This window comes from Mariniradius sediminis, assembly GCF_021491425.1.
Lineage (GTDB): Bacteria > Bacteroidota > Bacteroidia > Cytophagales > Cyclobacteriaceae > Mariniradius > Mariniradius saccharolyticus.
The window spans coordinates 289,654-315,337 of the sequence record NZ_JAKEVZ010000001.1 but is presented as its reverse complement, the minus strand read 5'-3'; the positions used below and the strand labels follow the sequence as shown (position 1 = coordinate 315,337).

The 25,684-nt window shown below is 46.4% G+C and carries 20 protein-coding genes; 7 read left to right on the top strand and 13 right to left on the bottom strand.

From position 1 onward, the window contains the following. Positions 1-3: 3 nt before the first annotated feature. Positions 4-984: an isopenicillin N synthase family dioxygenase gene (locus tag L0U89_RS01400; RefSeq protein ID WP_234859878.1), complete on the bottom strand. Its 981-nt coding sequence runs from the start codon at positions 982-984 to the stop codon at positions 4-6. 68 nt (positions 985-1,052) lie between these two features. Between L0U89_RS01400 and L0U89_RS01395 the strand changes: the two genes are divergently transcribed. The 4 genes from L0U89_RS01395 (at position 1,053) to L0U89_RS01380 (ending at position 5,879) form a co-directional block, all read left to right on the top strand. Beyond that, entirely contained in the window at positions 1,053-1,823 is a 771-nt protein-coding gene (locus L0U89_RS01395; RefSeq protein WP_234859877.1) for a DUF3244 domain-containing protein, read from the top strand. An 82-nt stretch (positions 1,824-1,905) separates the two neighbouring features. Then, complete coding sequence (gene serS / locus L0U89_RS01390; protein WP_234859876.1) at positions 1,906-3,177, top strand: serine--tRNA ligase; 1,272 nt, start codon at positions 1,906-1,908, stop codon at positions 3,175-3,177. 90 nt (positions 3,178-3,267) lie between these two features. Next, a complete protein-coding gene (locus L0U89_RS01385) occupies positions 3,268-5,403 on the top strand; it encodes a prolyl oligopeptidase family serine peptidase (protein WP_234859875.1) in 2,136 nt (711 codons plus the stop codon). Positions 5,404-5,453: 50 nt separating this feature from the next. Then, positions 5,454-5,879, top strand: a complete 426-nt coding sequence (locus L0U89_RS01380; RefSeq protein ID WP_234859874.1) for a nuclear transport factor 2 family protein — start codon at positions 5,454-5,456, stop codon at positions 5,877-5,879. Positions 5,880-5,920: 41 nt separating this feature from the next. Here L0U89_RS01380 and L0U89_RS01375 read toward each other — a convergent pair whose 3' ends face one another. From L0U89_RS01375 to L0U89_RS01365, 3 genes are all read right to left on the bottom strand, one after another. After that, positions 5,921-7,363 carry a hypothetical protein gene (locus L0U89_RS01375; RefSeq protein WP_234859873.1) on the bottom strand — a complete coding sequence of 481 codons (1,443 nt, stop codon included), beginning with the start codon at positions 7,361-7,363 and terminating at the stop codon, positions 5,921-5,923. A 512-nt stretch (positions 7,364-7,875) separates the two neighbouring features. Then, positions 7,876-10,035: a glycine-rich domain-containing protein gene (locus L0U89_RS01370; protein WP_234860128.1), complete on the bottom strand. Its 2,160-nt coding sequence runs from the start codon at positions 10,033-10,035 to the stop codon at positions 7,876-7,878. 259 nt (positions 10,036-10,294) lie between these two features. Further along, complete coding sequence (locus L0U89_RS01365; protein ID WP_234859872.1) at positions 10,295-11,551, bottom strand: fibronectin type III domain-containing protein; 1,257 nt, start codon at positions 11,549-11,551, stop codon at positions 10,295-10,297. A gap of 46 nt (positions 11,552-11,597) precedes the next feature. On the opposite strand from L0U89_RS01365, the gene L0U89_RS01360 reads away from it, so the two are divergent. Next, a complete protein-coding gene (locus tag L0U89_RS01360; RefSeq protein WP_234859871.1) occupies positions 11,598-11,870 on the top strand; it encodes a hypothetical protein in 273 nt (90 codons plus the stop codon). A gap of 212 nt (positions 11,871-12,082) precedes the next feature. On the opposite strand, the gene L0U89_RS01355 is transcribed toward L0U89_RS01360, so the two are convergent. The 8 genes from L0U89_RS01355 to L0U89_RS01320 all read right to left on the bottom strand — a co-directional run bounded on the left by L0U89_RS01355 (position 12,083) and on the right by L0U89_RS01320 (position 22,729). Next, positions 12,083-13,714: a hypothetical protein gene (locus L0U89_RS01355; protein ID WP_234859870.1), complete on the bottom strand. Its 1,632-nt coding sequence runs from the start codon at positions 13,712-13,714 to the stop codon at positions 12,083-12,085. A 189-nt stretch (positions 13,715-13,903) separates the two neighbouring features. Further along, a complete protein-coding gene (locus L0U89_RS01350; RefSeq protein ID WP_234859869.1) occupies positions 13,904-14,311 on the bottom strand; it encodes a hypothetical protein in 408 nt (135 codons plus the stop codon). A gap of 197 nt (positions 14,312-14,508) precedes the next feature. After that, positions 14,509-16,434 (bottom strand): T9SS type A sorting domain-containing protein, encoded by a 1,926-nt coding sequence (locus tag L0U89_RS01345; protein ID WP_234859868.1) that lies wholly within the window; start codon positions 16,432-16,434, stop codon positions 14,509-14,511. A gap of 424 nt (positions 16,435-16,858) precedes the next feature. Then, complete coding sequence (locus L0U89_RS01340; protein WP_234859867.1) at positions 16,859-18,973, bottom strand: T9SS type A sorting domain-containing protein; 2,115 nt, start codon at positions 18,971-18,973, stop codon at positions 16,859-16,861. Positions 18,974-19,166: 193 nt separating this feature from the next. Beyond that, entirely contained in the window at positions 19,167-20,921 is a 1,755-nt protein-coding gene (rho, locus tag L0U89_RS01335) for a transcription termination factor Rho (protein ID WP_234859866.1), read from the bottom strand. A 192-nt stretch (positions 20,922-21,113) separates the two neighbouring features. Beyond that, positions 21,114-21,806, bottom strand: a complete 693-nt coding sequence (gene recO, locus L0U89_RS01330) for a DNA repair protein RecO (RefSeq protein ID WP_234859865.1) — start codon at positions 21,804-21,806, stop codon at positions 21,114-21,116. Between the two features lie 9 nt (positions 21,807-21,815). Next, complete coding sequence (locus L0U89_RS01325) at positions 21,816-22,397, bottom strand: thymidine kinase (protein ID WP_040480953.1); 582 nt, start codon at positions 22,395-22,397, stop codon at positions 21,816-21,818. 5 nt (positions 22,398-22,402) lie between these two features. After that, the gene (locus tag L0U89_RS01320; RefSeq protein WP_234859864.1) at positions 22,403-22,729 is read right to left on the bottom strand and encodes a 2Fe-2S iron-sulfur cluster-binding protein; all 327 of its coding nucleotides are present in this window, start codon (positions 22,727-22,729) and stop codon (positions 22,403-22,405) included. Between the two features lie 35 nt (positions 22,730-22,764). On the opposite strand from L0U89_RS01320, the gene L0U89_RS01315 reads away from it, so the two are divergent. Both L0U89_RS01315 and L0U89_RS01310 read left to right on the top strand, forming a co-directional pair. Beyond that, complete coding sequence (locus L0U89_RS01315) at positions 22,765-23,919, top strand: DUF8457 domain-containing protein (protein WP_234859863.1); 1,155 nt, start codon at positions 22,765-22,767, stop codon at positions 23,917-23,919. A gap of 517 nt (positions 23,920-24,436) precedes the next feature. Beyond that, positions 24,437-25,012, top strand: a complete 576-nt coding sequence (locus L0U89_RS01310; RefSeq protein WP_234859862.1) for an HD domain-containing protein — start codon at positions 24,437-24,439, stop codon at positions 25,010-25,012. Here the strand turns inward: L0U89_RS01310 and L0U89_RS01305 are convergent. Continuing rightward, positions 25,009-25,626 carry a hypothetical protein gene (locus L0U89_RS01305; protein ID WP_234859861.1) on the bottom strand — a complete coding sequence of 206 codons (618 nt, stop codon included), beginning with the start codon at positions 25,624-25,626 and terminating at the stop codon, positions 25,009-25,011. The two genes, L0U89_RS01310 and L0U89_RS01305, sit on opposite strands and share 4 nt — an antisense overlap. Positions 25,627-25,684: the final 58 nt, after the last annotated feature.

Below are 25,684 nucleotides of genomic sequence, written 5' to 3'. Positions count from 1 at the left end.
CTGCTATTTCCTTAAACCCAATTCCCTCAAACGCTCTTCCAAAAATTCCCCCGCCGTCGCGTCTTCAAACTGCTTGGGGTTTTGCTCATCGACACAGGAATCGAGGCAGGTAAGGTCCATTTCAGACCGTGGATGCATGAAAAAAGGAATCGAATACCTGCTCGTGTGCATCAATTCACGCGGCGGGTTTACGACGCGGTGGATGGTTGACTTGAGTTTCTTATTGGTCAATCGCTCCAGCATATCGCCCACATTGACCACGAGTTGATCCGGAAGTGCAGTGATGGGGATCCATTTTCCGTCTTTTCTCAAAACCTGCAGTCCATCCGCACTCGCTCCCATCAGTAGGGTGATGAGGTTGATGTCGCCGTGTTCGGCAGCGCGGACCGCATCCGCAGGAACCGCATCCGGATTTTCGATAGGGAAATAATGGATCTCCCGCAGGATCGAATTGCCGTAGGCTACTTTGTCTTCAAAATAGTTTTCATCCAACCCCAGATACAGCGCAATGGCCTTCAGCATATTTCTCCCCGCATTTTCTAGGGTTCTATAAGCCTCGTTGGCGATATCTTTGAATTCCGGCACTTCCTCAGGCCACACATTGGCGGGGTATTCTTCCTTGACTGGATCGGAATCGGGAACTGTGGAAAGTTCCTGTCCTACGTGGTAAAACTCCTTCAGGTCGCCTGTATTCCTACCTTTTGCATGCTCTTTGCCTTTTCCGGTATAACCCCTTTGGAAACCAATCGTAGGTCGCTCGTATTTTGCCTTTACTTCGTCGGGAAGCGCAAAAAACTTCTTGATGCTGGCGTATAACTTGTCTTGAAGCTCTTGGCCGAGGCCATGATTCTTGATGGCCACGAAACCGATGTTGTTGTACGCTTCGCCCAATTTCCTTACAAAGGCCGCCTTCTTTTCTGGACTGCCGGAAGTGAAGTCCGCCAAGTCCAAAGAGGGGATTTCATCGAATAAAATCTCTTTCATCAACTGATTTTTGATTTTTGTATCTGGATATAATTATCCAAATTTAAAAAAATTAGTGGTCTGGCGGTATGGATATGAAAAAAAGCCTGTTCTGGTGTTATTGCGGATGTTTGCTCCTTATGGCAGGTTGTGGGACGCAAACGGCTAAAGATGAAATCGTTGTATCCGGTACGGCAGAGGATTCTCTGGCGGTGGCCAATTCATCGATCGGTTTTTCCATGATGGAAGAATCCAATGAATTCCCCGACGCCATTATCGAAATGTACGCACCGCTGAGCAACCAAACTTTCAGCCCGGGTAGAATCCCATTTGAGTTCAATATCAAGAATTATCCCTTTGGCGAGGAACCAAGCCATCCACAGTTGTTTCTTATTACCAACGGTGCCGACCCGGTAGGGCACCATTCCCCAATTTTCCAACTGGAATTCAAAGAAGGAACCTATCGTACCGTTGCTTATTTGGTAGATTCGCAGGGGCTTTGCCTGAAAGAGTTTGGCAATTATGTGGATCGTGACTTTATGGTGGGAAATTCCAGACCCTTTCCCTATTCCGCAGAACCCTATATCGCGTTGAATCTTCCCCGAAACAACCAAGCGTATGCAGAAGGAGAAGATGTAATTGTCGATTTTTTGGTAGTTGGTGGGGATATGCTGATGGACCAACTGAAAGTGGTGGTGAAATTAGGTTCGCAGGAATTTGAGATGAGTGACATGGTGCCACTATCCATTTCCAATTTGCCGAAAGGAGAACACCTTATCCAACTCGAGCTCCGAAAGCAAGACGGAAAAGTATTTGACGGGCCTTTCTCGAGCGTCCAAAAGAGCATCCTCATCCAATAACCCCGATAATATCGCTCCGCTGGCAAAGGGATTTTGCCAACATCCTTATCTTTGCAGCCAATTATTTCCTGTCAAAAACACCATGTTACTTGTCAATACCATTCGGGAGAATTACGATACTGTCCTTACTGGACTGAAAAAGCGAAATCTTCCCAACGCCGAGTCGATTTTGGCAAAAGTCCTTGAACTGGACCAAAGCCGCAAAGACACCCAAAACCAACGCGATACCCTTCAGGCTGAGTCCAACGCCATTTCCAAGCAAATTGGTATGCTGATGAAGGAAGGCAAGACTGCAGAGGTCGAGCAAATCAAGGCAAGAACAACGGAAATCAAGGAACAAATCAAAACCTTGGAGGAATCCTTTGCCCAAATCGAGGAATCCCTAAAGCAGTTGCTGTACACCGTTCCCAATGTCCCCCACGTTTCTGTTCCTTTTGGGAAATCTGCCGAGGACAATGAGATTGTTTTGCAGAATGGTACGATACCAACCCTTCCGGAAGGGAAACTTCCCCATTGGGAATTGATCAAAAAGCTTGACATCATCGATTTTGAGCTTGGGGTAAAGATAACGGGAGCTGGTTTCCCCGTGTATAAAGGCAAAGGCGCTCGTTTGCAGCGGGCTTTGATCAATTTCTTTCTGGACGAAGCCCTAAAGGCCGGATACACCGAAATCCAACCGCCGATTTTGGTCAATGAAGATTCCGGCTACGGAACAGGGCAACTTCCCGATAAGGAAGGCCAAATGTATGAGGCGACGGTGGACAGATTGTTCCTCATTCCAACGGCAGAGGTACCCATCACCAATATCTACAGAGACGTCATATTGAACGAATCCGATTTTCCGATCAAAAACGTGGGTTATACCCCTTGTTTCAGACGGGAGGCAGGAAGTTGGGGTGCACACGTTCGTGGTCTCAATCGGCTCCACCAATTTGACAAAGTGGAGATCGTACATATTTCCCATCCTGAGGTGTCTTACCAAGCCCTCGAAGAGATGAGTCTTTACGTACAGGGTCTTCTGCAAAAGCTCGAACTTCCATACAGGGTACTTAGGCTTTGTGGCGGGGATATGGGCTTCACTTCCGCATTGACGTATGACATGGAAGTGTTTTCTGCTGCACAAGAAAGATGGCTGGAAGTGAGTTCCGTGAGCAATTTTGAATCCTACCAAGCCAACCGCCTGAAACTGCGATACAGAAATGCGGACAAAAAGACCCAATTGGCGCATACTTTGAACGGTTCCGCACTTGCCTTGCCAAGGATTGTGGCCGCGATCTTGGAAAACAACCAAACCGAAAGTGGTATCAAGATGCCTGAGGTTTTGATCCCATATCTTGGATTTGATGAAATTTGAGAAAAGAAAATCCAAAAGGGTGCCGACGCCGGCATCCTTTTTTTGTTAAAGCATTACCTATTCAAAAATCCCTTCTAACCCAACCTCTTCATGAACCCAAAGAGAATTTTAACAATGGGCCTTGCCATCGGTATTTTGGCAGGCTGCCAACCACAAAACCAATTTCCACAAATCAAAGTGACTTATCCCGAAACCAAAAAATCCGACCATATCGATACCTATTGGGGCGAAAATGTCCCCGACCCGTACAGATGGCTGGAGGATGATTATTCCGAAGAAACCAAAGCTTGGGTTACCGCCCAAAACGAAGTGACCTTCGGCTATTTGGCACAGATTCCGTTCCGCGAAGCAGTCCGCAAACGGCTGGAGGAAGTCTGGAACTATGAAAAAATCTCCGCTCCGACTACCTACGGGGAATACCAGTATTACTACAAAAACGACGGGCTGCAAAACCAGTCTATCCTGTATCGGAAGAAAATCGGCGATCAAGCCGAGGAATTGTTCCTCGATCCCAACAAACTTTCCGAGGACGGCACCACATCGCTCGCAGGCACTGCATTTACCAAGGACGGAGAGTTGTTTGCCTACGCGGTATCCGTAGCTGGGTCCGACTGGAGGGATATCTATGTCATGCAAACGGGCACAAAGGAACTGCTCGCGGACAAAATCGTCGATGCCAAGTTTACCGGCATCGCATGGAATGGAAAAGATGGTTTCTACTACAGCACCTACGACAAGCCTGACGGCTCGAAGCTTTCTGCCCTGACCAACAACCACAAATTGTACTACCACAAATTGGGTACACCGCAAAGCGAGGACAAGCTGATCTTTGGAGACGACAAGAATCCCCGCAGGTATGTGGGCGCTGGGGTGACCGAAGATGGGAAATTCCTCGTCATCAGTGCCGCCAACAGCACCACCGGCAATGAATTGTATCTGCAAGACCTGACGAAACCCAACGCTCCAATCGTCCAAATCGTCTCCGATATGGACAACAATCATAGCATCGAAGACCATCAGGACGGTGTGTTTTTCATCCATACCAATTACAAATCCCCCAACTACCGCTTGGTCAAGATGACATTGGATTCTTCCAACAAAGACCAATGGGTAGACTTGATTCCGGAAACGGAGAATGTTTTGAGCATCTCCTCTGGCGGTGGTAAGATTTTCGCCTCCTACCTGAAGGACGCTATAACCGAGGTGAAGCAGTTTGACTATGCGGGTACTTTGGAAAGGACTGTCGAACTTCCGGGCGTAGGAACCGCAGGCGGATTCAATGCAAAAAAAGAAGAAACGGCGCTTTATTACACCTTCACCTCCTACATCACACCGGGCTCGATTTACAAATATGATATTGCCACAGGAAAGAGTGAGTTGTACAATAGTCCCAAAGTCCAATTTGACCCAAGCCAATACGAAAGCAAACAGGTGTTTTACACGTCGAAGGACGGGACCAAAATCCCAATGATCATCACACACAAGAAAGGCTTGGAGCTCAACGGCAAAAACCCCACGATCCTGTATGGTTACGGGGGATTCAGCGTCAGCTTGACACCTTCCTTCAGCATTGCCAATACCGTGTGGTTGGAAAATGGAGGCGTGTATGCCGTTCCGAACCTGCGTGGAGGTGGTGAATACGGTGAAAACTGGCATTTGGCCGGAACAAAAATGAACAAGCAAAACGTGTTTGACGACTTTATCGCGGCGGGCGAATACCTCATCAAAGAAGGCTATACTTCATCCGATTTCTTGGCCCTCAGAGGGGGTAGCAATGGCGGTCTTTTGGTAGGTGCGGTGATGTCACAAAGACCTGACTTGGCCAAAGTCGCTTTCCCTGCTGTCGGCGTGTTGGACATGTTGCGCTACCACCAATTCACCGCAGGCGCAGGTTGGGCTTATGACTACGGTACGGCCGACGAAAGCGAAGAAATGTACCGCTACCTCAAGGCTTATTCGCCTTTGCACAGCCTGAAAGCAGGAACTTCCTATCCCGCTACGTTGGTCACGACTGCTGACCACGACGACAGGGTGGTGCCTGCGCATTCGTTCAAGTTTGCAGCAACACTGCAGGAAATGCACCAAGGCGAAAATCCCGTGTTGATCCGAATCGAAACCAATGCGGGGCACGGTGCGGGCAAACCTACCTCGAAACAAATCGAGGAAATCGCCGACACTTTCTCCTTTGGCTGGTACAATATGGGAATTGGTTTTCCCAACAATTAAAAAACAAGGGTCCCGGGGAATTTCCTCGGGACTTTTTTCTTTCCCGAAAAATGAAAACACTACTGACAATTCTCGCTTTTTGGGCATTTTTCGTCCCCACCTATGCGCAAACCGAGGCGGAGGAGAAAACAGCCATCACCGCCACCATCCAAGCTTATTTCAATGGGATGATGGATCGTGATGTGGAAAAACTCCAACAAGCGTTCTTTAGCGAAGCAAGGCTTATCGGCTATCGGGGCGAGACCTTGACCGTGACTGCGTTCAAGGACTGGGCTGCCAATACCGCCAAAGGAGAAAAAAGAGACCGAAGCCAATTCAAAAACCAAATCCAATCCATTGAAATCAAAGGATATACAGCATTAGTCAAAGCCGAACTCTGGTGGCCGGGCATCTACTATTTTGATTACCTGACTTTGATGAAAATCGAGGGACAGTGGAAAATCGTCCACAAAACCTGGTATGAGGAGAAAAGATAAAGGCCCACGCGGGGCCTTTGTGTTATCGGATTGGCGGGAGCCTATTTTTTCATGATTTTGATCTGCTCGACTTGGTTACCCCAACTGATTTCCAAAAGGATAAGTCCATTTGGCATTTTCGAAAACAATTGAGGAAAGGATTCATTGAGTTGATCGATGCTCTGCAATTCCGCTTTTTGCATCACCGAACTCACATGTATCAATCTGATCTGGATGGGACCATCGGTATAGGCTGAGGCCTCCACCAAGCTCAACTTTGGTGATTCTCCTGCGACGGGGTTGGGGTGTACCCGCCAAATGCCCCGGGTGGAATTCACCCCTTGGACGCGCAGCTTGAGCACCTTTGACAAGGAATACTTGCCATCAAAATCCACCTGTCTCAAGCGGTAATATACGTCCCCCCCTGCAAGCGGCAGCGAATTGTCCTCAAAGGAATACGCACTTGGTGCATCCGTCCAACCCATGCCCGGTACTTGCCCGATGACTTTGAACTGCTGAATACCCGCCAAAGAGCGCTCAACCTCAAAGTATGCATTGTTTTCCTCCTTGGCGGTTGTCCACTTCAGTAAAGTGCTTGCCCTATTTGGAGATTGGACTACTTCGAAGTGGGTGTAGTCGACGGGGAGGATGCGGCAATCGACATAGTACCCTCCAGTTGCACAGTCATTTGGATCGGGACATTCGTTTAGATTGTTCTTATTCACGGTACCAGGTGGCGGATCTGTTTGGGTATTTGCTCCACAGACTGCGACTTTAGCGTTTTCTTCGATAATCAATCTATCACCGCTTCCACTAATAATTACATCACCTTCGATGTAAACATTACTATTCCCTCCGAAAGTGATTTGAGCTGTACCTGCGATGGAAACGTCACCCTCTACCAGCACGTTACCGCTACCGTTGACATTTAGCTGTTTTCCAGATCCACCACTGACCGTCAATGATTGCGTGTTGAAATAGCCCCAAACATTGATTTCTGAATTATTTCCAGCATATTCAGTCTCACCATTTGAAACCAATCTCCCCCCCTCTAGCACATCAATTATTGCTCTCTGACCCAATTCGATTGAACCAACCTCAAGAGTTCCTGTATTGTCTCCCGAAACAAAGATTCTTGTGTCATTTCGTATATCCAATAGGCCGGTCACATTGAAAGTGCCACCATCATTTATATCAATATTTGCAATAGTTTTCGTCCCCGAGTTACTTCCTTGGTCCACCAGATAATTTCCTCCCACATTCAGCTCACCTCCATAGATATTTAAATTTCCAGTGGTTTGACTTGTTTGAACCAGATTTCCACTAATATTCAATCGCCCTCCATCATTCACTTGAATCGTTGCATCATTTGCCAAATTCATTGTTGGAGTAGTAACACCTCCAGTGTTGTCGCCATTGATATTCAAGACAGTTGAAGCGCCTGCACTTAGCGCTATTCCAGATGTTCCCAGAATATTGATGTTGCCACCGTTTATCGTTTCCAACGTTATGTTTTGGTTTGCCTGAATCACAACGTTTCCAGTAATTGTCAAAGTGGCGCCATCTCGAACTTCAATCTCATTTAATGGACCTCCAAGAGTTACATTCCCCAGAAGAGTCACATTTCCCGTGACTACCACGAACCTCTGACATGTTCCTGTACCGCCGGAAAGAGTTGGAATATCAGCTGGACTGGAAAAACATCCTGCTGGGACATCGATGTTATTCTGCCTATTCCAACAATCACCGTCCAACCATGCACCATTACAATTCGGCCTCGCCAAATCAAACGTATAAGTTTGGGCATTTCCCTCCACCCCGACTCCAAAAATCAGTAGCAAAAAACACGATATCTTAAAAACTTCTCTCATTTTGAAAAAGTGCTTACAAGGGCTATACTGTATTTCAAAAGTACAATATTGTAATTGAAATACAAAAAAACTGTTTCAAAATAAAAAGCCCCCAAAATGGGGGCTGGTAAAAGAGACTTACTGCTAAATATCGAGCTTTTACACTGCTAATTCGTTTTCAATACTTTGATATGCTCCACTTTTTGCCCCCATTGAATTTCGATTACAAATACGCCCTTGGGCATCGCGACGAGTAAGTCTTGTAAGGCAAGGTTCATTTCCTCTTCGGAATTGACCGTTTCTGCCTTGGAAAGGGAAGTTGGGTGCAGCAATCTAAATCTGATCTCTTCATTGTCATATTGGGATGCATCCAACAGGCTAACCCGGAGGCGTTCGCCTGTCGTCGGATTTGGATAGGCTCTCCAAACTCCAGTGGTTGATTTTATTCCTGCTGTCTTTACAGAGATAACCTTGCTGTAGGCGAATGTTCCGTCAAAGTCCACTTGCTTCAATCGGTAGTATACCATTCCTGAAGTGAGCGGAAGGGTTTTATCCTCAAACTCATACCTAGACTCCGTGTCTGACCAGCCTTTTCCAGCCACCTCCCCTATGGTCTCAAAATTCTCGACATTGGCTACAGACCTTTGGATTTCGAATCCTTGGTTTTCCCACTCTTTTGATGTGGCCCAAGCGAGTTTCGAAGTATTGGATTTTGTATCGTAGTTCACATCAAAGAATAAATATTCCACCGGAAGTATCCGCGCATTTAGATACACTACGTAAACGATGCCACGGGCACCATTCCCGCCCCTCGCATCGTCGGCTCCACCACCTCCGCCAGTTCCTGGTGATAGTCCGTTTTGACCGGCTTCATCATCTTCACCTCCTGCACCACCGCTACCGCTGCTACCGCCATTGCCGCCGCTATCCTCTCCGCCGCCGCCACCGCCAGCACCAAAGAATCGATCGAGGTCAATATCAAAATCAGAGAACCGCAGGCCTATCCCTCCATTTCCTCCATCACTTTCATCTGAATCCTGTCCGTTACCGCCAGCTCCACCGCCGCCACCGCCGGACTCATCTTCATCAGAATCCCCTCCATTGCCACCAGCGTTCACGCCATTGCCGCCGTCTTCATCATCCGCACCTCCGCCACCGCTTCCACCTCTCAAGAATACAGAGGTAAGGCCACTTGATCCACTCAAGACAGAGGAGTTTCTTCCATCTCGGCCTTCACCCTCATCTTGGGATCCACCACCGCCACCGCCGCCGGCAACAACCTGATAAAAGCCTCCCAAATCAAAACTCGAATCTTCCCCATCTTCTCCTTGGTCTTCTTCATCGTCGGACCCATTTCCTCCCCGACCGACATTGATACTAAAGGTGGTACCCGCCGGAAGGCCCTGAGGATCTTTAAGTTCAATATTTACATTGGCGGGCACGATGCCGCCACCGCCGCCGCCGCCGCCATTTCCGAAACCTCCGCCGCCGCCGCCCGCGACAGCCAAAACATCAAATTCCAGCAAGCCTTCAGGTGCTTCCCAATCACAATCTGCATTGAACTGGATGATATTCACACCAGAAACAGCACCGTCGTCCAAAATTGTAAAACAGGGACATGCTGAGATGATGATTTGGCCATTTCCGCCAGTTCCGCCCGTTCTTGTGCCACTTGTACGCACAGCGCCTCCGCCACCGCCGCCTGGAGAGAACCCGGGGGAGCCATTCGTGTTTACAGTATTTGTACCGGCGCCTCCATTACCACCACCTGTAGGAGCAACTCCCCCAGTCACTACCGCTCCGTTTGTACCGTTTGCCTCGCTACCTGCGGAGGATCCACCACCTCCTGAACCAGATCCCGATTGGTTTGCGCCATTTCCGCCGCTGAATCTAATATCGCCAAACCCTTCTGATGCTAGCCCTCCTGCCGCGCCATTATTATTGTTATTCCCAGCCGATGATCCACCCTTTGCCATAAGGGTGGCATTATTGACAAACCAAGTATCCCCACCTGGAGAAGGATTACTGCTGCCGACACCAACATTATATGAAAAAGACTGCCCAGGCGTGACAAAAAAAGTACTTCGGGAATATGCCCCGCCACCGCCGCCGCCGCCTCTACCATTGTTTGTGCGCGTTCCACCCCTTCCTCCCGCACCCCATACTTCTACGGTTATGGTAGTTACTCCCGCCGGAACCACATATGTCCCAGGTCCTGTTGTGTTGATCGTTTCGATAGGGACACACTGAGATCGAACTTGTTCGGTGATTGCAAACCCCAAAAACATTGACAATACTACTCTCGAAAATATATTCACTTTATTCATAGTCATTTTTTCAGCGTACAAATATATAAATTTGTTTTTTATCACAATAACCCGACCGCCCTGTATAGTATTAAAATGAATGATGATTTAGATGAAATCGATTAATTGATGTTGGGTTAGGTTCAATGTTTTGCCACTTGGCCAGCTTAGAAATAAACCAACAGGCATATCGCCGAAGACACCAAAACGTTTTTATGAAAAAAGCCCCCAATAGGGGGCCAAAAAACCATGAATGAAAAAAGTGATTGAAGAGAATGTCTTATTGGGCTTTGAGCATTTTGAGGTGCTCGATTTTGTCAGCCCATTTGATTTCGATGACGAATACGCCTTTGGGGACTCTTGAAATCTGCTGTTGCAGGAAGGCATTGAGTTCCTCGACAGAACCAAGTTCCTGTGATGCGAGCATCATATTGGCATGCACGATTCTGGCTTGGATCTTTTCACCGGAGAAAGCGCTGTAATCGAGCAATTTGATGTTGATTTGATTGTCCCTGACCGGGTTTGGACAGGCCTGCCAGGCGCTTTTTGCCTCGTTGACCACCTGTGTCTGTATAGAGATGACTTTGCTGATGGAAGACTTGCCATCAAAATCCACCTGCCTGATTCTGTAGTAGGCGATCGCCTTGCCGTTTGGCAGGGTATTGTCTACATGGGTATAGTTGGAGAGGTCATCGGACCAGCCTTTGCCGGCTACTTCTCCGATTTTTTTGAAATCCGCAACGCCACCGATAGACCTTTCGATTTCAAAATGGCTGTTGTTCCATTCTTTGGCAGTTGACCAGGTAAGATTGACTGTATTGGTTTGGCCGTCGAACTTGGCGTCAAATCCAGCGAAGTCGACAGGGAGGATGCGGCAGCTAGAATTAAACTGTCCATCGATCAATTCCACGGCACCACTTTTTGAATCGCTCGGATCTGGATAGCTACCGCAAACAAAGATTTGAGCGGTATTGGTTGCGGTTACAACAGAGCCCCCTTCAACTCTGACATCACCGCCGATATCCACCAAACTGTTACCGCCGAAGGTAATCTCTGAATTTCCACGTACATCTAGATCGTTGTCGATTACGACCTCAGCATTCCCAAAAGTATTCAGCTGATTTCCGGCACCACCCCTGATTAGTACCCCACCGGTCCTGAAAAATCCATTTACGTTGATTGAAGAATTGTTTCCTGTATAGTCCGTTAGGCCCTCTACGATTAACCCACCGCCATCCGCAATATTGATGGTTGATCTTTGGCCAAACTCGAATGATTTTACAAGCAGAGAACTCTGCGAATCTGCGTCTCCAGTCAGGTTAAGTGTCGCATCGTTTCTCACATCCAATTTTCCACCCGTGATTGTGCCAAAAGCATCGGTTACGCCAGTTACCTCGAAGCTACCCCCATTCCGGATGTCAACGTTCATGGTTGTTTTGGCACTTGACCTTCCAGCAGGGAGAAGCAAATTTCCTTGCACATTCAATTCGCCACCATCGACAACAATAGTTGTATTGATCTCAGCAGTTTGGGTCAAATCCCCAAGAATTGTTAAACTTCCCCCTGAAACAACACGGTAAGTGATGTTTCTACCAACGGTTAGCGTATTGATGGTGATTGACCTGTTGATAATAACAGTTATCGAACAACCCGAACTACTTGCTGGTGGAGTAGTACCAGGCATTGGTGAACAGGAACCAGTTCTAACCCAACATGATGCCGTTGAGAGAAAATTTGAGGGTGTTGCTGTACAAGAAGACGAAGTTGTGTACGTCACTTGCGACCATGCCTTTTGGGAAAAAGACACAATAGAGATAAGGAGTAGGAGGTTAAAAAGAGCTTTCATTTCGAGATAGATATTTAATTGCATTTCAAATATACAATTATGTTTTTCAAATCTCAAAATTTTTCATGGATTATTTTACTTTTACATCATTTAAAATGTATTTCAAATATTATTTAATGCTCTTAAATGCTATACAGAGATATTTTACTTCAATAAAATGAATAAAAAAAGGCCCTCAATATGAGAGCCTTTTGGAAAGGGGTGTTCGTTTAGCAGATCTCTCTACTTTAATTTCCCTTCTGTATCTTCAAAATCTCCTTTGATTGTCACACCTGAGCCCTTATTTACCCGTCCAAAAATCGTGATCTTGTCGTTTTGACCCACAAATTCGAGCGTGGCGCCGGAGTTGAGATTGAGATCACCGTATATGACAACCTCTCCAGAGATCTTTAGCGTTGCATTGCTATTGATACTCAGGGTATTGTTGCGGTTGTATTGGCCAAACACGAATGCACCGTTAATTTGAAACAGACCACCAGAATTAATGTTGAGGCTATTTTCGATTGTAAGGGAACCACAATAGGTCAATTTTCCACCCACATTGACGTTCTTCAGTGCGGCCGCCCCGGCATAGCCAAGCTCTTCATTTGAATTCACGTTCAGGTTTGCGTTTCCAGTATAAGCCGACAATCCCGTACAGTCAATTCCCGGATCGATTACTTGTTCATCCTTTACCGCTAGGCTAAGAATCTGAAGTCCTTTGCGTCCGGAGGCCACAAAAATAAAACCCTTATAGGCTTTGATGAAATTTGAAGAGCCCGAAATCCCAAGGATTCCAAGTTCCTCAATGATGTCAGACCCTGATACTTCCGATACAGATACTCCTGCACCACCGTTGGCCATGAATATCCTACCGTTGTCGAATGAAACCGCATTGGTCACAATGTCCTCATCCTGAACTCCGTTCGGATTAAGTGGGATGGATAGCCTTTGCAACATTTCTCCCGTCTCACCGCCGTAAACGCCTACTCCCTTGGAACCCTCAGAAGCGAAGATCATTCCCATTGCCATATCCAATGTCCGTTTTGACTCGGCTGCGTCTACACCTGTTTTTATCGAACTCAATTCCTTTAAACTCTGCGCATCCAAGATTTTGATACCCTCAGTGCCGCTAAGTGCCGCAATGACCTTGTCCCCAAACTTCAGGGACCGAAGGTCGCCCAGCGGGAATTTATCCGTCATTTGGCCCTTTTGGTCAAAAATTCCGATAAGCCCGTTGCTTCCAGAAGCAACTGCCACCTTTCCATCCTTGACGTCCACATCCACGGCTGCAAAACCCTCGATGTCATACTTCAAAAAATCCGAGGTAAAGTTGCCATTGCTGACGTTTACCCTTACCAATTGGGCAGCGGTCTTCACACCCGGTTCCTGATCGATGTCAAAGGCCCCTGCGGCATACAAGACACCATCACGATATACCAGTGCGTTGATGTCTGCATGTTTGAATACCGCTTGGCTGGTTATTTTCGGTTGCAGCGGATCGGAAATATCAAAAATTTCAATCGCTCCAAGGAACCTTGGACCTGCGACGTTATAGCTTACAAAAGCGTAATTATCGGAAATGTCGACATGGGTCGCCATCAACTCGATTCCCTCATAACTTGGCGGACTTACCTGAGAAACAACCATCATGGGTATCTTTCCGGCAGGCAGCTCATCTTCGGAAATGCGACCGTTGATAAATGCTGAGGGAATGATTCCAACGACCCCGGTCCCCTCAAGACTGAGCCGCTTGCTCAATACTTCGGCTTCCTTATTGATCAAAACTGTGGGATCCTGGACAGGCACATTTCCATCGGGATTACAGGCAAAAAGGAGCAAGGCAACTCCCATCAATGGCAATATTTTACGCATAACAATTATTGGGTGATCAAGTACAAAATTCAGATTACAAAATTTAATATAAAATATTTAGCATAAATTAAAATATTATTCCGTAAAAATGCAAAAAATATCTCCTGATTTGAATGGTTTTTTAGATATCCCATGTACAAAAAGTCTTCCGAATCAAGATATTCTTGAAAAAGTCAGCTTACCCCTTTGCTAATCCTGCGCGATTACCTTGTGGTACTCCCTGTATTTGCCCCAAGAAATCTCGACGACATACACACCGCGCTGTCCGCGTAAGAATACCCCGCTCATCCATGTCTGAAGCGCTTCCAAATCGGTTCCACTTTTGCTGACAGCCTCACCCATAGGGTGGATGATTCTGATCGAAATCTCATGACCCTGATAACCCTGCGCATCCACCAACTCCAGTCGGACAGGCAGGTTTCGGACAGGATTTGGGTAGATGATCCAAGTACCCTTGGTCTCGATCAATTGGGGTACGCGAAGCGCCACGACCTTGCTTAGCGCAAACCTGCCGTCAAAATCCACCTGCTTGATCCGATAATAAATGGGGGTACCAATCAACGCATGAAAATCATTGAGGAAATGAAGATCAGTCATGTAATCAAACCAAGCGTTAACATGCCCGTTTCAGCATTTAAATTTGGGAAACGTCAAATTGAGACTTGGCAGGACATGCTTTTCGGGAATGGACTTGGGTCGAAGAAAACGATCATTAAAACACTAATGCCGGGTCGAAGTGTTGAAGGAATCCGGCAGAGAACATCCGTCGGATTTGCAAAAAATGCTTATCCTGATCAATTCGATTTGATCACTTTTTTGGAGTAAACCTTTTCTCCTTTTTTCACTTGAATAATGTAAACTCCGGCGTCCAAGGCCGAAATATCCAATGACATCTTATCGGAATCCATCACTTTGGGAAAAAATGAGGTGGCTTTTCCATTTGGATCAAAAAGGGAAACCTCCATTTCGTCGATATCTTTAGATTGGATAAAAAGCTCCCGTTGTACTGGATTGGGATAGATGTAAATATCCCAATCTGGGATAAAGTCTACCCGGATGACGGCAGTGAATTCCTCTTTGCCATCAAAATCAAACTGGCGAAGCCGGTAGTAATTGGGACCTACCATGGGCTGGGTATCCCAAAACTGATATGCAACGGGCACATCGCTGTCTCCTTTGCCCTTTTCCTCTCCTATTTTTTCCCAGTTTTTGGCATCCCTAGACCTCATAATATCAAAGCCCGCATTGTCCTTTTCTTTTGCAGTAGCCCATTCAATACGCACCCGGTTTTCAATTGATTTGCCACGGAAATACAACCACTGCACAGGCAGAATCCTGAAGTTTTCACGTACTTCGGTAAAGTACGATCCTGCCCAGGTGTTGATGGTGACGTTATTACCGAAGCCATTATCCCCCGTCGCCCACCAAACATGGTCCGGCCCTGGTACTCCCGTGGTGTTTACCGCAATTGAACGTGGACTATCTCCCGGAGTGATCCCGGTCCTTGGGATCAGGCTGTTATCCCAAAAAATATTGTTGTTTTCCACAGCACCCGGCCGGATGTTGGTAACGGTAATTCCGAGACTTTGCTCCAAGTCATGGATAGGGAAATGGACTGGAAAAAATACCACGGTCGCCACTACTTCTACTTCGGTGTCTGGTGGAGTAGGATTTCCGGAGGCATCTTCCCCATTCCAGTTGATCTGATAAGTGCCAGGGGTCTCATATTTCTCGGAAATCAGAATATCCGTACCGGCATCATAGGTCAGATTTCCATTCAAATCAATCAAAACATCCACAATCGCGGGAAGACTGACCGTTACATTGACTTTGGCCTCACCTCCGATTTCTGGGGGCGTTTTGGCAAGATACTCGATATTCAAGCTTGCCGTGGGAGGAGCAGTGGTTTTCCAAATATCAGGGTCAGGATCACTGATAAACAATGGATATTGATAGTTGGAGGATGTACCGGACCTGGACTTCCGGTTCTCTTCAAAACTTAAGTCATTGCGTGGCCCATCCATGTTGGCGAAGAAGTTCGTCCATCCGCCTGAACCCTCAAAACGCACCCTTTTCACAAAATAGTCATCGCTTGCACCTGTGAAGGTATTGTCAACGGGTACGTAAAATCCAAAATCATTGTGAAAGGAGTAGCTATCCGCCACACCTTTTTGTACAGTAAGTGAGGTGGAAGAACCTTGTGTAGGATCACTTCTGGAGTTTGCAACACTCCAAAAACGGCTATATACTCTTCCCGGCTTTTCCACAAATCCACCAGCAGTGCCGGCCGCTACAGTGATGTCCCAAAAATTGATATTGAATCCACCCGAAATATGCGAGCTGCTTGTGTTGGCATTTGATATTTCCACCCAAAAAGCCCTATCTGCGCCCGTGTTATTGGTGAAGGATTGGGCGGTGTATCCGGTTCCGGTGATCTGGGACGGCCCATTAAGGGCTGCACTTGCATTCTGAGGACGCCCAGTCGCGCCACCACTCGCTGAGGCGTTGTAGTCGGTTGAACTTCTTTGGACCCGTGTAGACGAATTCGTTCCCGTTGGAAAAAAGCCACTCGTGGTAGGATCGTAAAACCAACGCACTCGAATGGTTGAAACTGAACTCGACACAACTCTAAATCCCCAAAAAACCGTTTCTCCTGCCTTTACAAAGACATATAGACGATGGCCTCCATCGTAATCCGGAGTATTTGATGGTACTAGCATATAGCCTCTATTGCTATAACCACCTGCCCCAGAACTACTGGGATACCAAAGCATACTCTGCCTGTTGCTGGCTGTTCCCCAATTACCGGATCCTTCAGCATAAGCCCGACTGGAAAGGAATCCAAATCCTATCGCGAGGCCAAAAAAACAAACTAATCTAAGTCCAAAACTTCGCTTGAAAAAAGACATCGAACATTCAAAATATAGGTGAAAAGCTACCGTTTCAGGCAGGTGAATCCTGAAACATATCCTCAATTAAGGAAAAAACAATTAGATTAAACAACTATTTAGTTTACAAAACAAAAATTCTTGTTCAAAATCCATTTTCATTATGTTCTATTTATTCTTGAATAATCACAACAATTCAAAAGTATAGGCGACAAATTGATCTTTTTCCTGAAAAAACCCGCAAAGACTCTTTGAATCACTTAGCCTTCACTAGTTTCTGAAGAAAGACGCTGGACCGTGTCCTGATTTGAAGAAAATAAACTCCTGAGGGTATTTCCCCAATTTCCAATACCACACGATCATCCGCCATTGATTTCGGCACAAATGGTTGGGAGACACCCTGACTATCAAACAGGACGAAACCAACATCTGCTACACCATTTCCCTCGATTTTGATTTCTGTACCAAATGGATTTGGATAGACCAGGAGATCCAATGAACCAGTGTACTCGATACGAATCACTTCGGAATAATTGGATCTTCCGTCTTCGTCTTGTTGCAGTATGCGGTAATAATTTCTTCCAAAAAATGGATTCGCATCCCATGATTCATACAGGGAGACGGAATCTGAGTCTCCCTTTCCTTGCACCCTTGGAAGCGCACTCCAAGTCCTTGCATCATTGGACTTTTGCGGGATAAAATAGGCGTTGTCCCGTTCTTGGGCGGTAGCCCACTCTAATCGAATACCGTTTTCAGAAGCCTTTCCCGAAAAATAGAGCCACCGCACCGGCAATATCCTAAACGATTCCGAGACCTCAGTGTAGTACGAACCAGCCCAGGTATTGATCGTGATGTTGTTGCTGAAGCCGTTGTCTCCAGTTGCCCACCAGATGTGGTCCGGGCCAAGTACGCCCGTGAAGTTGGCTTCCAAAGACTGGGGGCTGTCGCTCGGAGTCAAGCTGGTACGGGGAATAAGCGTATCATCCCAAAAGATCTTGTTGTTTTCTACCACGCCGGGACGCACATTGGTCACAGTGATTCCAAGGCTTTGCTCCAAATCATAAATCGGGAAATGTACCGGATAAAAAACAACGGAGGCGATCACGTCTACCTTGGTTCCCTTAGGAACCGGTGTCCCGCCCGCATCCTCCCCATCCCAATAGATTTGGTAAGTACCGGGCGCATCGAATTTCTCGGAGATGATCACGTCTGTGCCTACATCATAAACCGCGTTTTCATTCAGGTCGATCAACACATCCACTACAGCAGGTAAGCTGATGGTCAGGTCTACAGTGGCTTCTCCACCTGTCGCGGGGGGGGATTTTTCCTGGTAGTTGATCAGCAGACTCGCGGAGGGTGGAGTTGTTGTCGCCCAGATACTGGGATCAGGATCGCTGATAAACAAGGGATATTCGAAGTTGGAAGAAGTACCGGAAATGGACTGTCTGTTTTCTTCGAATGTGAGCGTGTTGCGGGGGCCGTCTTTATTGGCAAAGAAGTTTGTCCAACCACCACTGGAACCTGAAAGGTTGACCCGCTTTACAAAAAAATCATTCCCTGCTGCTGAGAAGGTATTATCTACCGGAACATAAAATCCAAAATCGTCATGGAACGAGTAGTCGTCAGCCAGGCCTTTTGTGAGTGACAGCGTGGTACTCGAACCGGATGGCCTCGAGTTGGCAATACTCCAAAATCTGCTGTAAACTCTTCCCGGGTGCTCAATAAAGCCACCTGCCGTTCCGGAAGCGACGGTGATGTCCCAAAAATTGATGTTGAATCCAGCTGTGATGTGGTTTCCCGAAGTGTTGGATATTTCTACCCAAAAGGCCCTTGCAGCGCCTGTACTGTTTGTGAAAGAATATCCTTGGTAGCCAGTTCCTGTTATTTGGGATGGTCCATTCAGCGCATCGAGTCCGGTACCTGGTCTGCCTTGCGCAGCCCCAGCGGTGCTGGCATCGTAATCCTGACTGGCGGCAAGTGTCCTCGCTGCACCTGAGGTTCCCACAGGGAAAAAATCAGAAGATCCTGCGTCATAATACCAAGCCACTCGGATATTTCCCGTCGTACCGTGACGACGAAATCCCCAAAAAACGGTTTCACCATCCTTGACATATACGTAAAGCCTGTGTCCTCCATTGTAACCTGTGACCGAAGAAGGCAGCAACATGTAACCGCGGTTGGTATATCCGCCTGAACCGGCATTTCCCGGGTACCAAAGCCAGCTTTGACGATCCGTAGCTGTGCCCCAATTTCCCGAGCCCTCAGCCACTGCTTCATTTTGAATTAGAAAAAACAAAAAGCCCAGCGACAGTTTCCAAACCAATGGAATCAGTCGGTATCCAATCTGCGGAAAGGATGAAAAAAATTTCATTTTCTAGGGCAGGAATGGGACGCTTAAGGGTGATTTTCTTGCCCATTCTTAGCAACAAGTTAATGACTGGGCATCTATAGGCCAAGGACTTGATTTACAAAGCATTTTTCCCAAAATGAACACCAAAAAAATGGTAAATAAAAAAGTCCAAGCCTCGCAAGACCTGGACTTAATTTGAAATGTTTGATACACATTAGCCGTTCATGCTGATGAGGAATTCGACGTTGTCTCGGGTTCCCTTCATTCTTTGGAGCAGGAATTCCATTGCCTCTTGCGATGTCATGTCCGACATGAGTTTCCTCAAAATCCAGACACGCTGCATTTCTTCCTTGTCCATGAGGAGATCTTCCCTTCTGGTACCTGAACTTGGTACGTCGATGGATGGATAAATCCTCCTGTTGGAAAGTTTTCTATCCAATGCCAATTCCATGTTGCCGGTGCCTTTGAATTCTTCGAAGATCACCTCGTCCATCTTGGAACCTGTCTCCACCAATGCCGTGGCGATGATGGTCAAAGAACCACCGTTTTCCACATTCCGTGCAGCACCGAAGAAGCGCTTTGGCTTGTGGAGCGCATTGGCGTCTACACCACCCGAAAGAATTTTACCGGAACTTGGCACGACCGTGTTGTAGGCCCTTGCCAATCTCGTGATAGAATCCAATAGAATTACGACATCGTGGCCGCATTCCACCATTCTCTTGGCTTTTTCCAAGACAATGGAAGCCACTTTCACATGTCTTTCAGCTTGTTCGTCGAAGGTAGAAGATATTACTTCCGCCTTTACCGAACGCGCCATATCCGTAACCTCTTCAGGACGCTCGTCGATCAAAAGGATCATCAGATGCACTTCCGGATGGTTTTCCGAAATCGCGTTGGCAATCTGTTGAAGCAGGACGGTTTTACCAGTTTTGGGCTGCGCAACGATCATGCCTCGCTGTCCTTTTCCTATCGGAGCAAACAGGTCCAAAATCCTTGTGGAATAATTATCGTGCTTGGTGGCCAACTTTAGGCGCTCCTGTGGAAACAACGGTGTCAGGTATTCGAAAGGAACCCTGTCTCTGATTTCCTCGGTAGTCTTTCCGTTGACAGTGATAACTTTTAGAAGCGCGAAATACTTTTCACCTTCCTTAGGCGGGCGGATGGTGCCTTTGATATGGTCACCTGTCTTGAGTCCAAAAAGTTTGATTTGGGAGGGAGACACATAAATGTCATCCGGGGAAGCGAGGTAATTGTAATCCAAAGACCTCATGAATCCGAAGCTCTCGGGCGTGATCTCAAGTACGCCCTCGTTTTCGATGATTCCCTCAAACTCCTTGACGCTTACGTATGGTTTTTTCTTTGTCGGAATAATCTCAGCGGCTGGAATGTGGGCCTCTTCGATATCCCTGAAGTTCTTTCTTCTTGGCAATTCCACTTCCGGTTCTATCGGCGCGGACTGTGCGGCTGGCGATGGTACGATTTCATCCACGACACGTCTGCGTGGCCGGATGAACTTCGCGGGTTCTTCCTGTTGCAGATTCGGCCTGCCACCATTCTCTCTCGGTGCAGGTGCCTCACGCCGTGGCGCTGGACGCTCTTCGCGTTTGAATTCAGGCTTGGCAAATTCAGGTTTCGGCGCAGGACTTGGCGCAGCTTCCGGAGCGGGGTTTTCCTCCTTCTTGATTTCGGCTACGTTTTCTCTTCTGAATTTGGGTTTGGATTCTGGGGCAGGTGATTCTTGAGCGATTTTTTCGGGGGCGGGTTTGCTTTCGGCTTGCGCTGGCGCTGTCTCAACTACTGACGGCCTTTTTTTGGGCAGCGATGACTCGTCGGTGATGGCCTGCTGCTCAAGGATTGCGTAAACCAATTCGTCTTTCTTGAGTGATTTGTGATTTTTGACGCCCAATTCCTCGGCAATCTCTTTCAGCTCAGAAAGAAGCCTGATTCTTAGTTCTTCTATGTTATACATAAAAAGCTTATGAAATGAATAAATGAAGTGTGTGTGTGAATGTGTGATGAATTCCTGTGATGATTCTGACAGATCTGAATGAAAAAGGGATTCAGCTACGATAAAACCCAGGGGGAGAGGGTTTTCTTCTCTGTGAGTGCACAATATTACAGGTATAACGCTGAAATAACAAATTTTTAATCAAGGATAAATTTATCCCTGCATCAACTGCCTAAGAACTTCTACTGATTTCCATTCCGGGTAAATTTCCAGATGCTTGGCATAGTAAGTCAGGAAATGATCCAACAGCCTTTTTTTATAAATCGGAGAAATCTTTTCACTGAATCCAAAAGATGCCTCCATCAGCGAATTCAGGTATTGTTTTTCCGCCTGTAGCTGACTGGAAACACCCAAAATCGGCTCAAGTTCCTCATAAAACGAATCCGCATCCTCCGGCGGGAATCCGAGAAACTTGGATCCCTCCAACAGGAAAACAAGCGGGAAATGGGAAAGATGTGCCCGATCCGAATCGAGCTGATCCACGGCCGCTTCCAAAAAATCATAATAAGACTCGTTGTGATATCCCTCCACGACTGATTTGCCAAGCACCTCCGCCATAAACATCGCCACAGCCGACCTTACAAAATCAAAAGGGATGCGCTGATGGGGTCTCAGCAGCTTAACCTCCGATATTCGCTGCAGATTTTTGCCCTCTTTTTCGTAAACAACAAGCTCCAACAAGGTCAAAGGCTGGTAAAATGCCATCTTGTTTGACCGGGAACTTGACCTGACACCATTCACGATATAGGAACGCAGCCCCATTTCCCGGGTAAAAATCTTGACGATGACGGAGGTATCACCGTATTTGATAAAAGAAACGACGATACCGCGGGTTTTTTGGAGCATAAGTCACTGTTACCTGGGCTCGTGGAAACACTTTCTGCAGCGGGCTTCGTAGCTGTCCTTCTCACCCAAGAGAACCTTGTCTTGTGCGGCAGTCAACCTGTAGGAATAGGATGCGAGATTGCCGCATTTCATGCAGATAGCATGGACCTTGGTCACGTATTCCGCAATGGCTAATAACTGAGGCATAGGCTCAAATGGCTTCCCTGCAAAATCCATATCCAATCCGGCCAAAATGACCCTTTTGCCGGCGTTGGCCAAAATATCCGCAACCTCCACGATCCGCTGATCGAAAAACTGTACCTCGTCAATGCCGACCACGTCGCAATCTCCTGCAAGCAAAATGATGTCATCCGCGAAATTCACGGGCGTCGACCGGATCGCATTCTCGTTGTGCGAGACTACATCGAAGTCATGGTAACGCTTGTCAATGGAGGGTTTGAAAATCTCGACCTTTTGGCGTGCAATCAGGGCACGGTTGAGGCGTCTGATGAGTTCTTCCGTTTTCCCAGAAAACATGGAGCCGCAGATCACCTCTATATGACCTCGGCGATCAGGATTTCTGGATTTTCCGATGGAAGGTTCTATAAACATACTTTCTACTCGCTGTAATGGATATGGGACAATTTGTTTTCCTCCGCAACCCGAACCGTCAGTTCCCCATCCATGATTTTGGCTTGCCAAGATAGCCTTTCGTTTGGTTTTAACTTGCCCAAATCGCGGTAAATTTCCTCCGGTTCGGTGAGCGGGGAGAGGTTTTCCATCCCTGAAAGGACGATGATTTTGCAGGTGGTACAGCGCCCTTTTTTTCCGCAGGCATGCATCCAATCTATGCCGTTTTGATGGATTAAATCAATAACTTTGCCTCCGGCATGCGAGGAAGATAATTCGCGTCGTTGTAGATTTTGGATGACGATTTTCAGCATAGCATTGGCGGCAAAAAATAGAAAACGGTAGGATTATGTCAGCGAAGATAAATAGCAATTATGTAGAAAGCTACGCGAAGGAATTTAGTGGTTTGGTGTGTGCGGACTATTTCAAAACCAAGAAGTACATGACGGGACAGGAGATCATCACCCTGACCCCGAGCATTCAGGTCAACTTTTTCATCATCAAGATTTTGTTTGAAACTTGGCAACTTGAAATCGAAAAACTGAAGAGCAGCCCATATTTCGATTACCGTGACAAAGCCGTCCACGAATCTTTGCGCGAATTTGCCAACCTGCTCTCCCGCACAATCAAGATCGAAAGGCAGCACTTTGAGCCCCTTTTGATCCAGGCAGTGAAGGAAAGCATTTCCCTGGCAGTCAACCCCTTGGATTTTTTCAAAAACGAAATCGCAAAAGTCAAAGACCAAGATGTGAACCAGTTTTTGAAAGACAACAAAAAATACATCAAGTGGCACACCGCCCTGATTTCGAGCCTGATCGACCGGGCGGGATTGCAGCATACGCGGGAAGCTTACACGAGGGCTTTGGAAAATAACTTTGCCAGCCAAAAAGCAGGTCTCGATAGCCACAAATCCCTGCTCAACAGCATGGGTCAAATCAAGTTTTTGGATTTTGACCTTCTGATCCCAGTCCAGGACGAGCAAATCGAGGAAACTCCAAAACCTGCGCCTCAGCCAATCCAAGAACCCCTGGCCACGGAATCTTTCTTCGACCAAATCGAAGAGCCCTCAAAACCCCTTCCGATCCGGATGCCTGTATCGGGACAAGAACCTGAATTGGAAGATACGGTGATGGTAGAAGAGGACCTGAAAGACCTGCCGTCCGAACGTAGGTTCAAAACCGTCAACCTGGAAAATCGGATCGATCCGATCGAAATCTGGAACCGCCTCGAAAACGAACAATATTCCGTGATGAAGGGTACCATCAAGGACCTCGCAGAAAGTGTGGGATTGAACCAACGGTTTATGTTTACCAAAGAGCTTTTTGACGGCAACCCCGATTTGCTAAAGCATGCGCTTCGATCCATTGACGAATGCAAGTCATTTGTCGAAGCCATCGAACTGCTGAATGAACGCTATGTCGGTGAACTCGGCTGGAATAAAAACTCGGAAATCGTAGAGGAATTTGTCCAGTTGATTTTCAGAAAATTCGACAACCGCGGATAGAATTGGTTCCAAAAAAATCACCCCCAAAAATTGACTAATATCAATTTAGTGTGTTTGGGAATATTTCCCTATATTTCAAACGTTGATTCCAATACTATTTCGCAAGTAAAATCAAATTTAGGTCAGCACTAATTCCCGCAGCTTAGACGGAAAGTACAATCGCCGATTTGGTCCATGGATATGTTTGGGACGATTATTGCTCTCGTGCCATTATATGGGCAGGAAATTATTGGCGTTAATTCCGGAGTGATTTGATTAATCTTATCTTCATTCTGATTTATAAAAAAATTTAATTTATATTTTATGGAATTTGGAGGTGGACTGCATGTGTTTAAGAATCCCAAATCCCGGCTTTTGTTGTTGACCGTTTTTGGCCCAGACATTGAAGCTGCTGAAATATATGTTCATGAACATATTTCCAACCATATTGAACAAGTAGTTTAAAAAGGATCAAGATTTAATTTGTGTTGATTAACTTACCCATACCACAGCTTTGGGTTTGACCTAAACAAGCCGAATGAAGGAATTCTTAAACATAAAAAAGGAGGTTTTGTCCATGTTGGAATCTGATCTCCCGAGTAGCCTCAAGTACCACGACATGTCCCATATCATGGATGTGTATGATGTTTGCAACCAATACATCGATAGATTGAAGCTCCCGGAGCAAGAGGCCTGTGAACTAAGAATCGGCGCCCTGATGCATGACATCGGCTTTACCCAAGGCAATTCCAACCACGAAGAAGTGGGGGCAAAAATGGCCGAAGAAATCCTCCGAAAATACAACGTCGGCCAGCCCTGCATTGAAAGTGTACAAGGGCTGATTTTGGCCACAAAAATCCCCCAATCTCCCACCAACGAGCTACAAAAAATCATCTGTGATGCTGATTTGGACTATTTGGGACGGGATGATTATCCGGAAATCAGTTCTAAATTGTTTGAGGAACTGAAGCTAGCCAACGTCATTCGAACAGAAGAAGAATGGAAAAACATCCAGGTTAGATTTCTCAAAGCCCATCAATTCCATACCGATTTCGCAAAGAAAAACCGTGAGCCCAAAAAGCAGTACTGGCTGCGGATGATCGAGAATTCTTAGGATTTCCGAAAAATACTTTTACAAGACTCTACAACTTTTTGAGCATCGAGTAAGTTTTCCGGCAAAATAAAATCCCGATTAGTGGTAAGGTACTGTTTCAGTTTTTCAATATCTGAACCACTCAATCTTTCCCCCTCAATTTTCAACATCAACTCAAGTATCAAAAGCCCAAGGTATTGATTCTCCAACAACTTAATTTCAGGGGTTTCAACTGAGCCTAGCAACGAAGATTTTGAATACTCTATAAATGTATCAGCGCTTTCAAAACCAGATAGTAATGCGACTGTTGCGAAACATATAGAACGCCTCGATTTATACCTACGCATATCAGGTGAATCGTCGTATTCACTTCTAGAATTTTTATAAATCGCCTTTAGAATCGGCTCAATTTCAGTATTGTAATCCGTATTTAGATTCACCCGGTTTCGACCCATAAGAGCATTCACAAATCTTTGATTTATTGAATCCGATTCTACTTGATAAGCTGGATTTAGATCCGAATATTGAAAAGTTTTGATTATCAGAGCTTCACAATTCGCAATCAATTCCGCATTTTGAGAATAACCAAATTTAGGTCCCAAAACCAGTAATGCCAGGAATATCAGCCTTTTCATGTTATTTAAGTCAATTAATAAATTAAACATAACATTTTCCTTGGCGGATTGCAGGTTT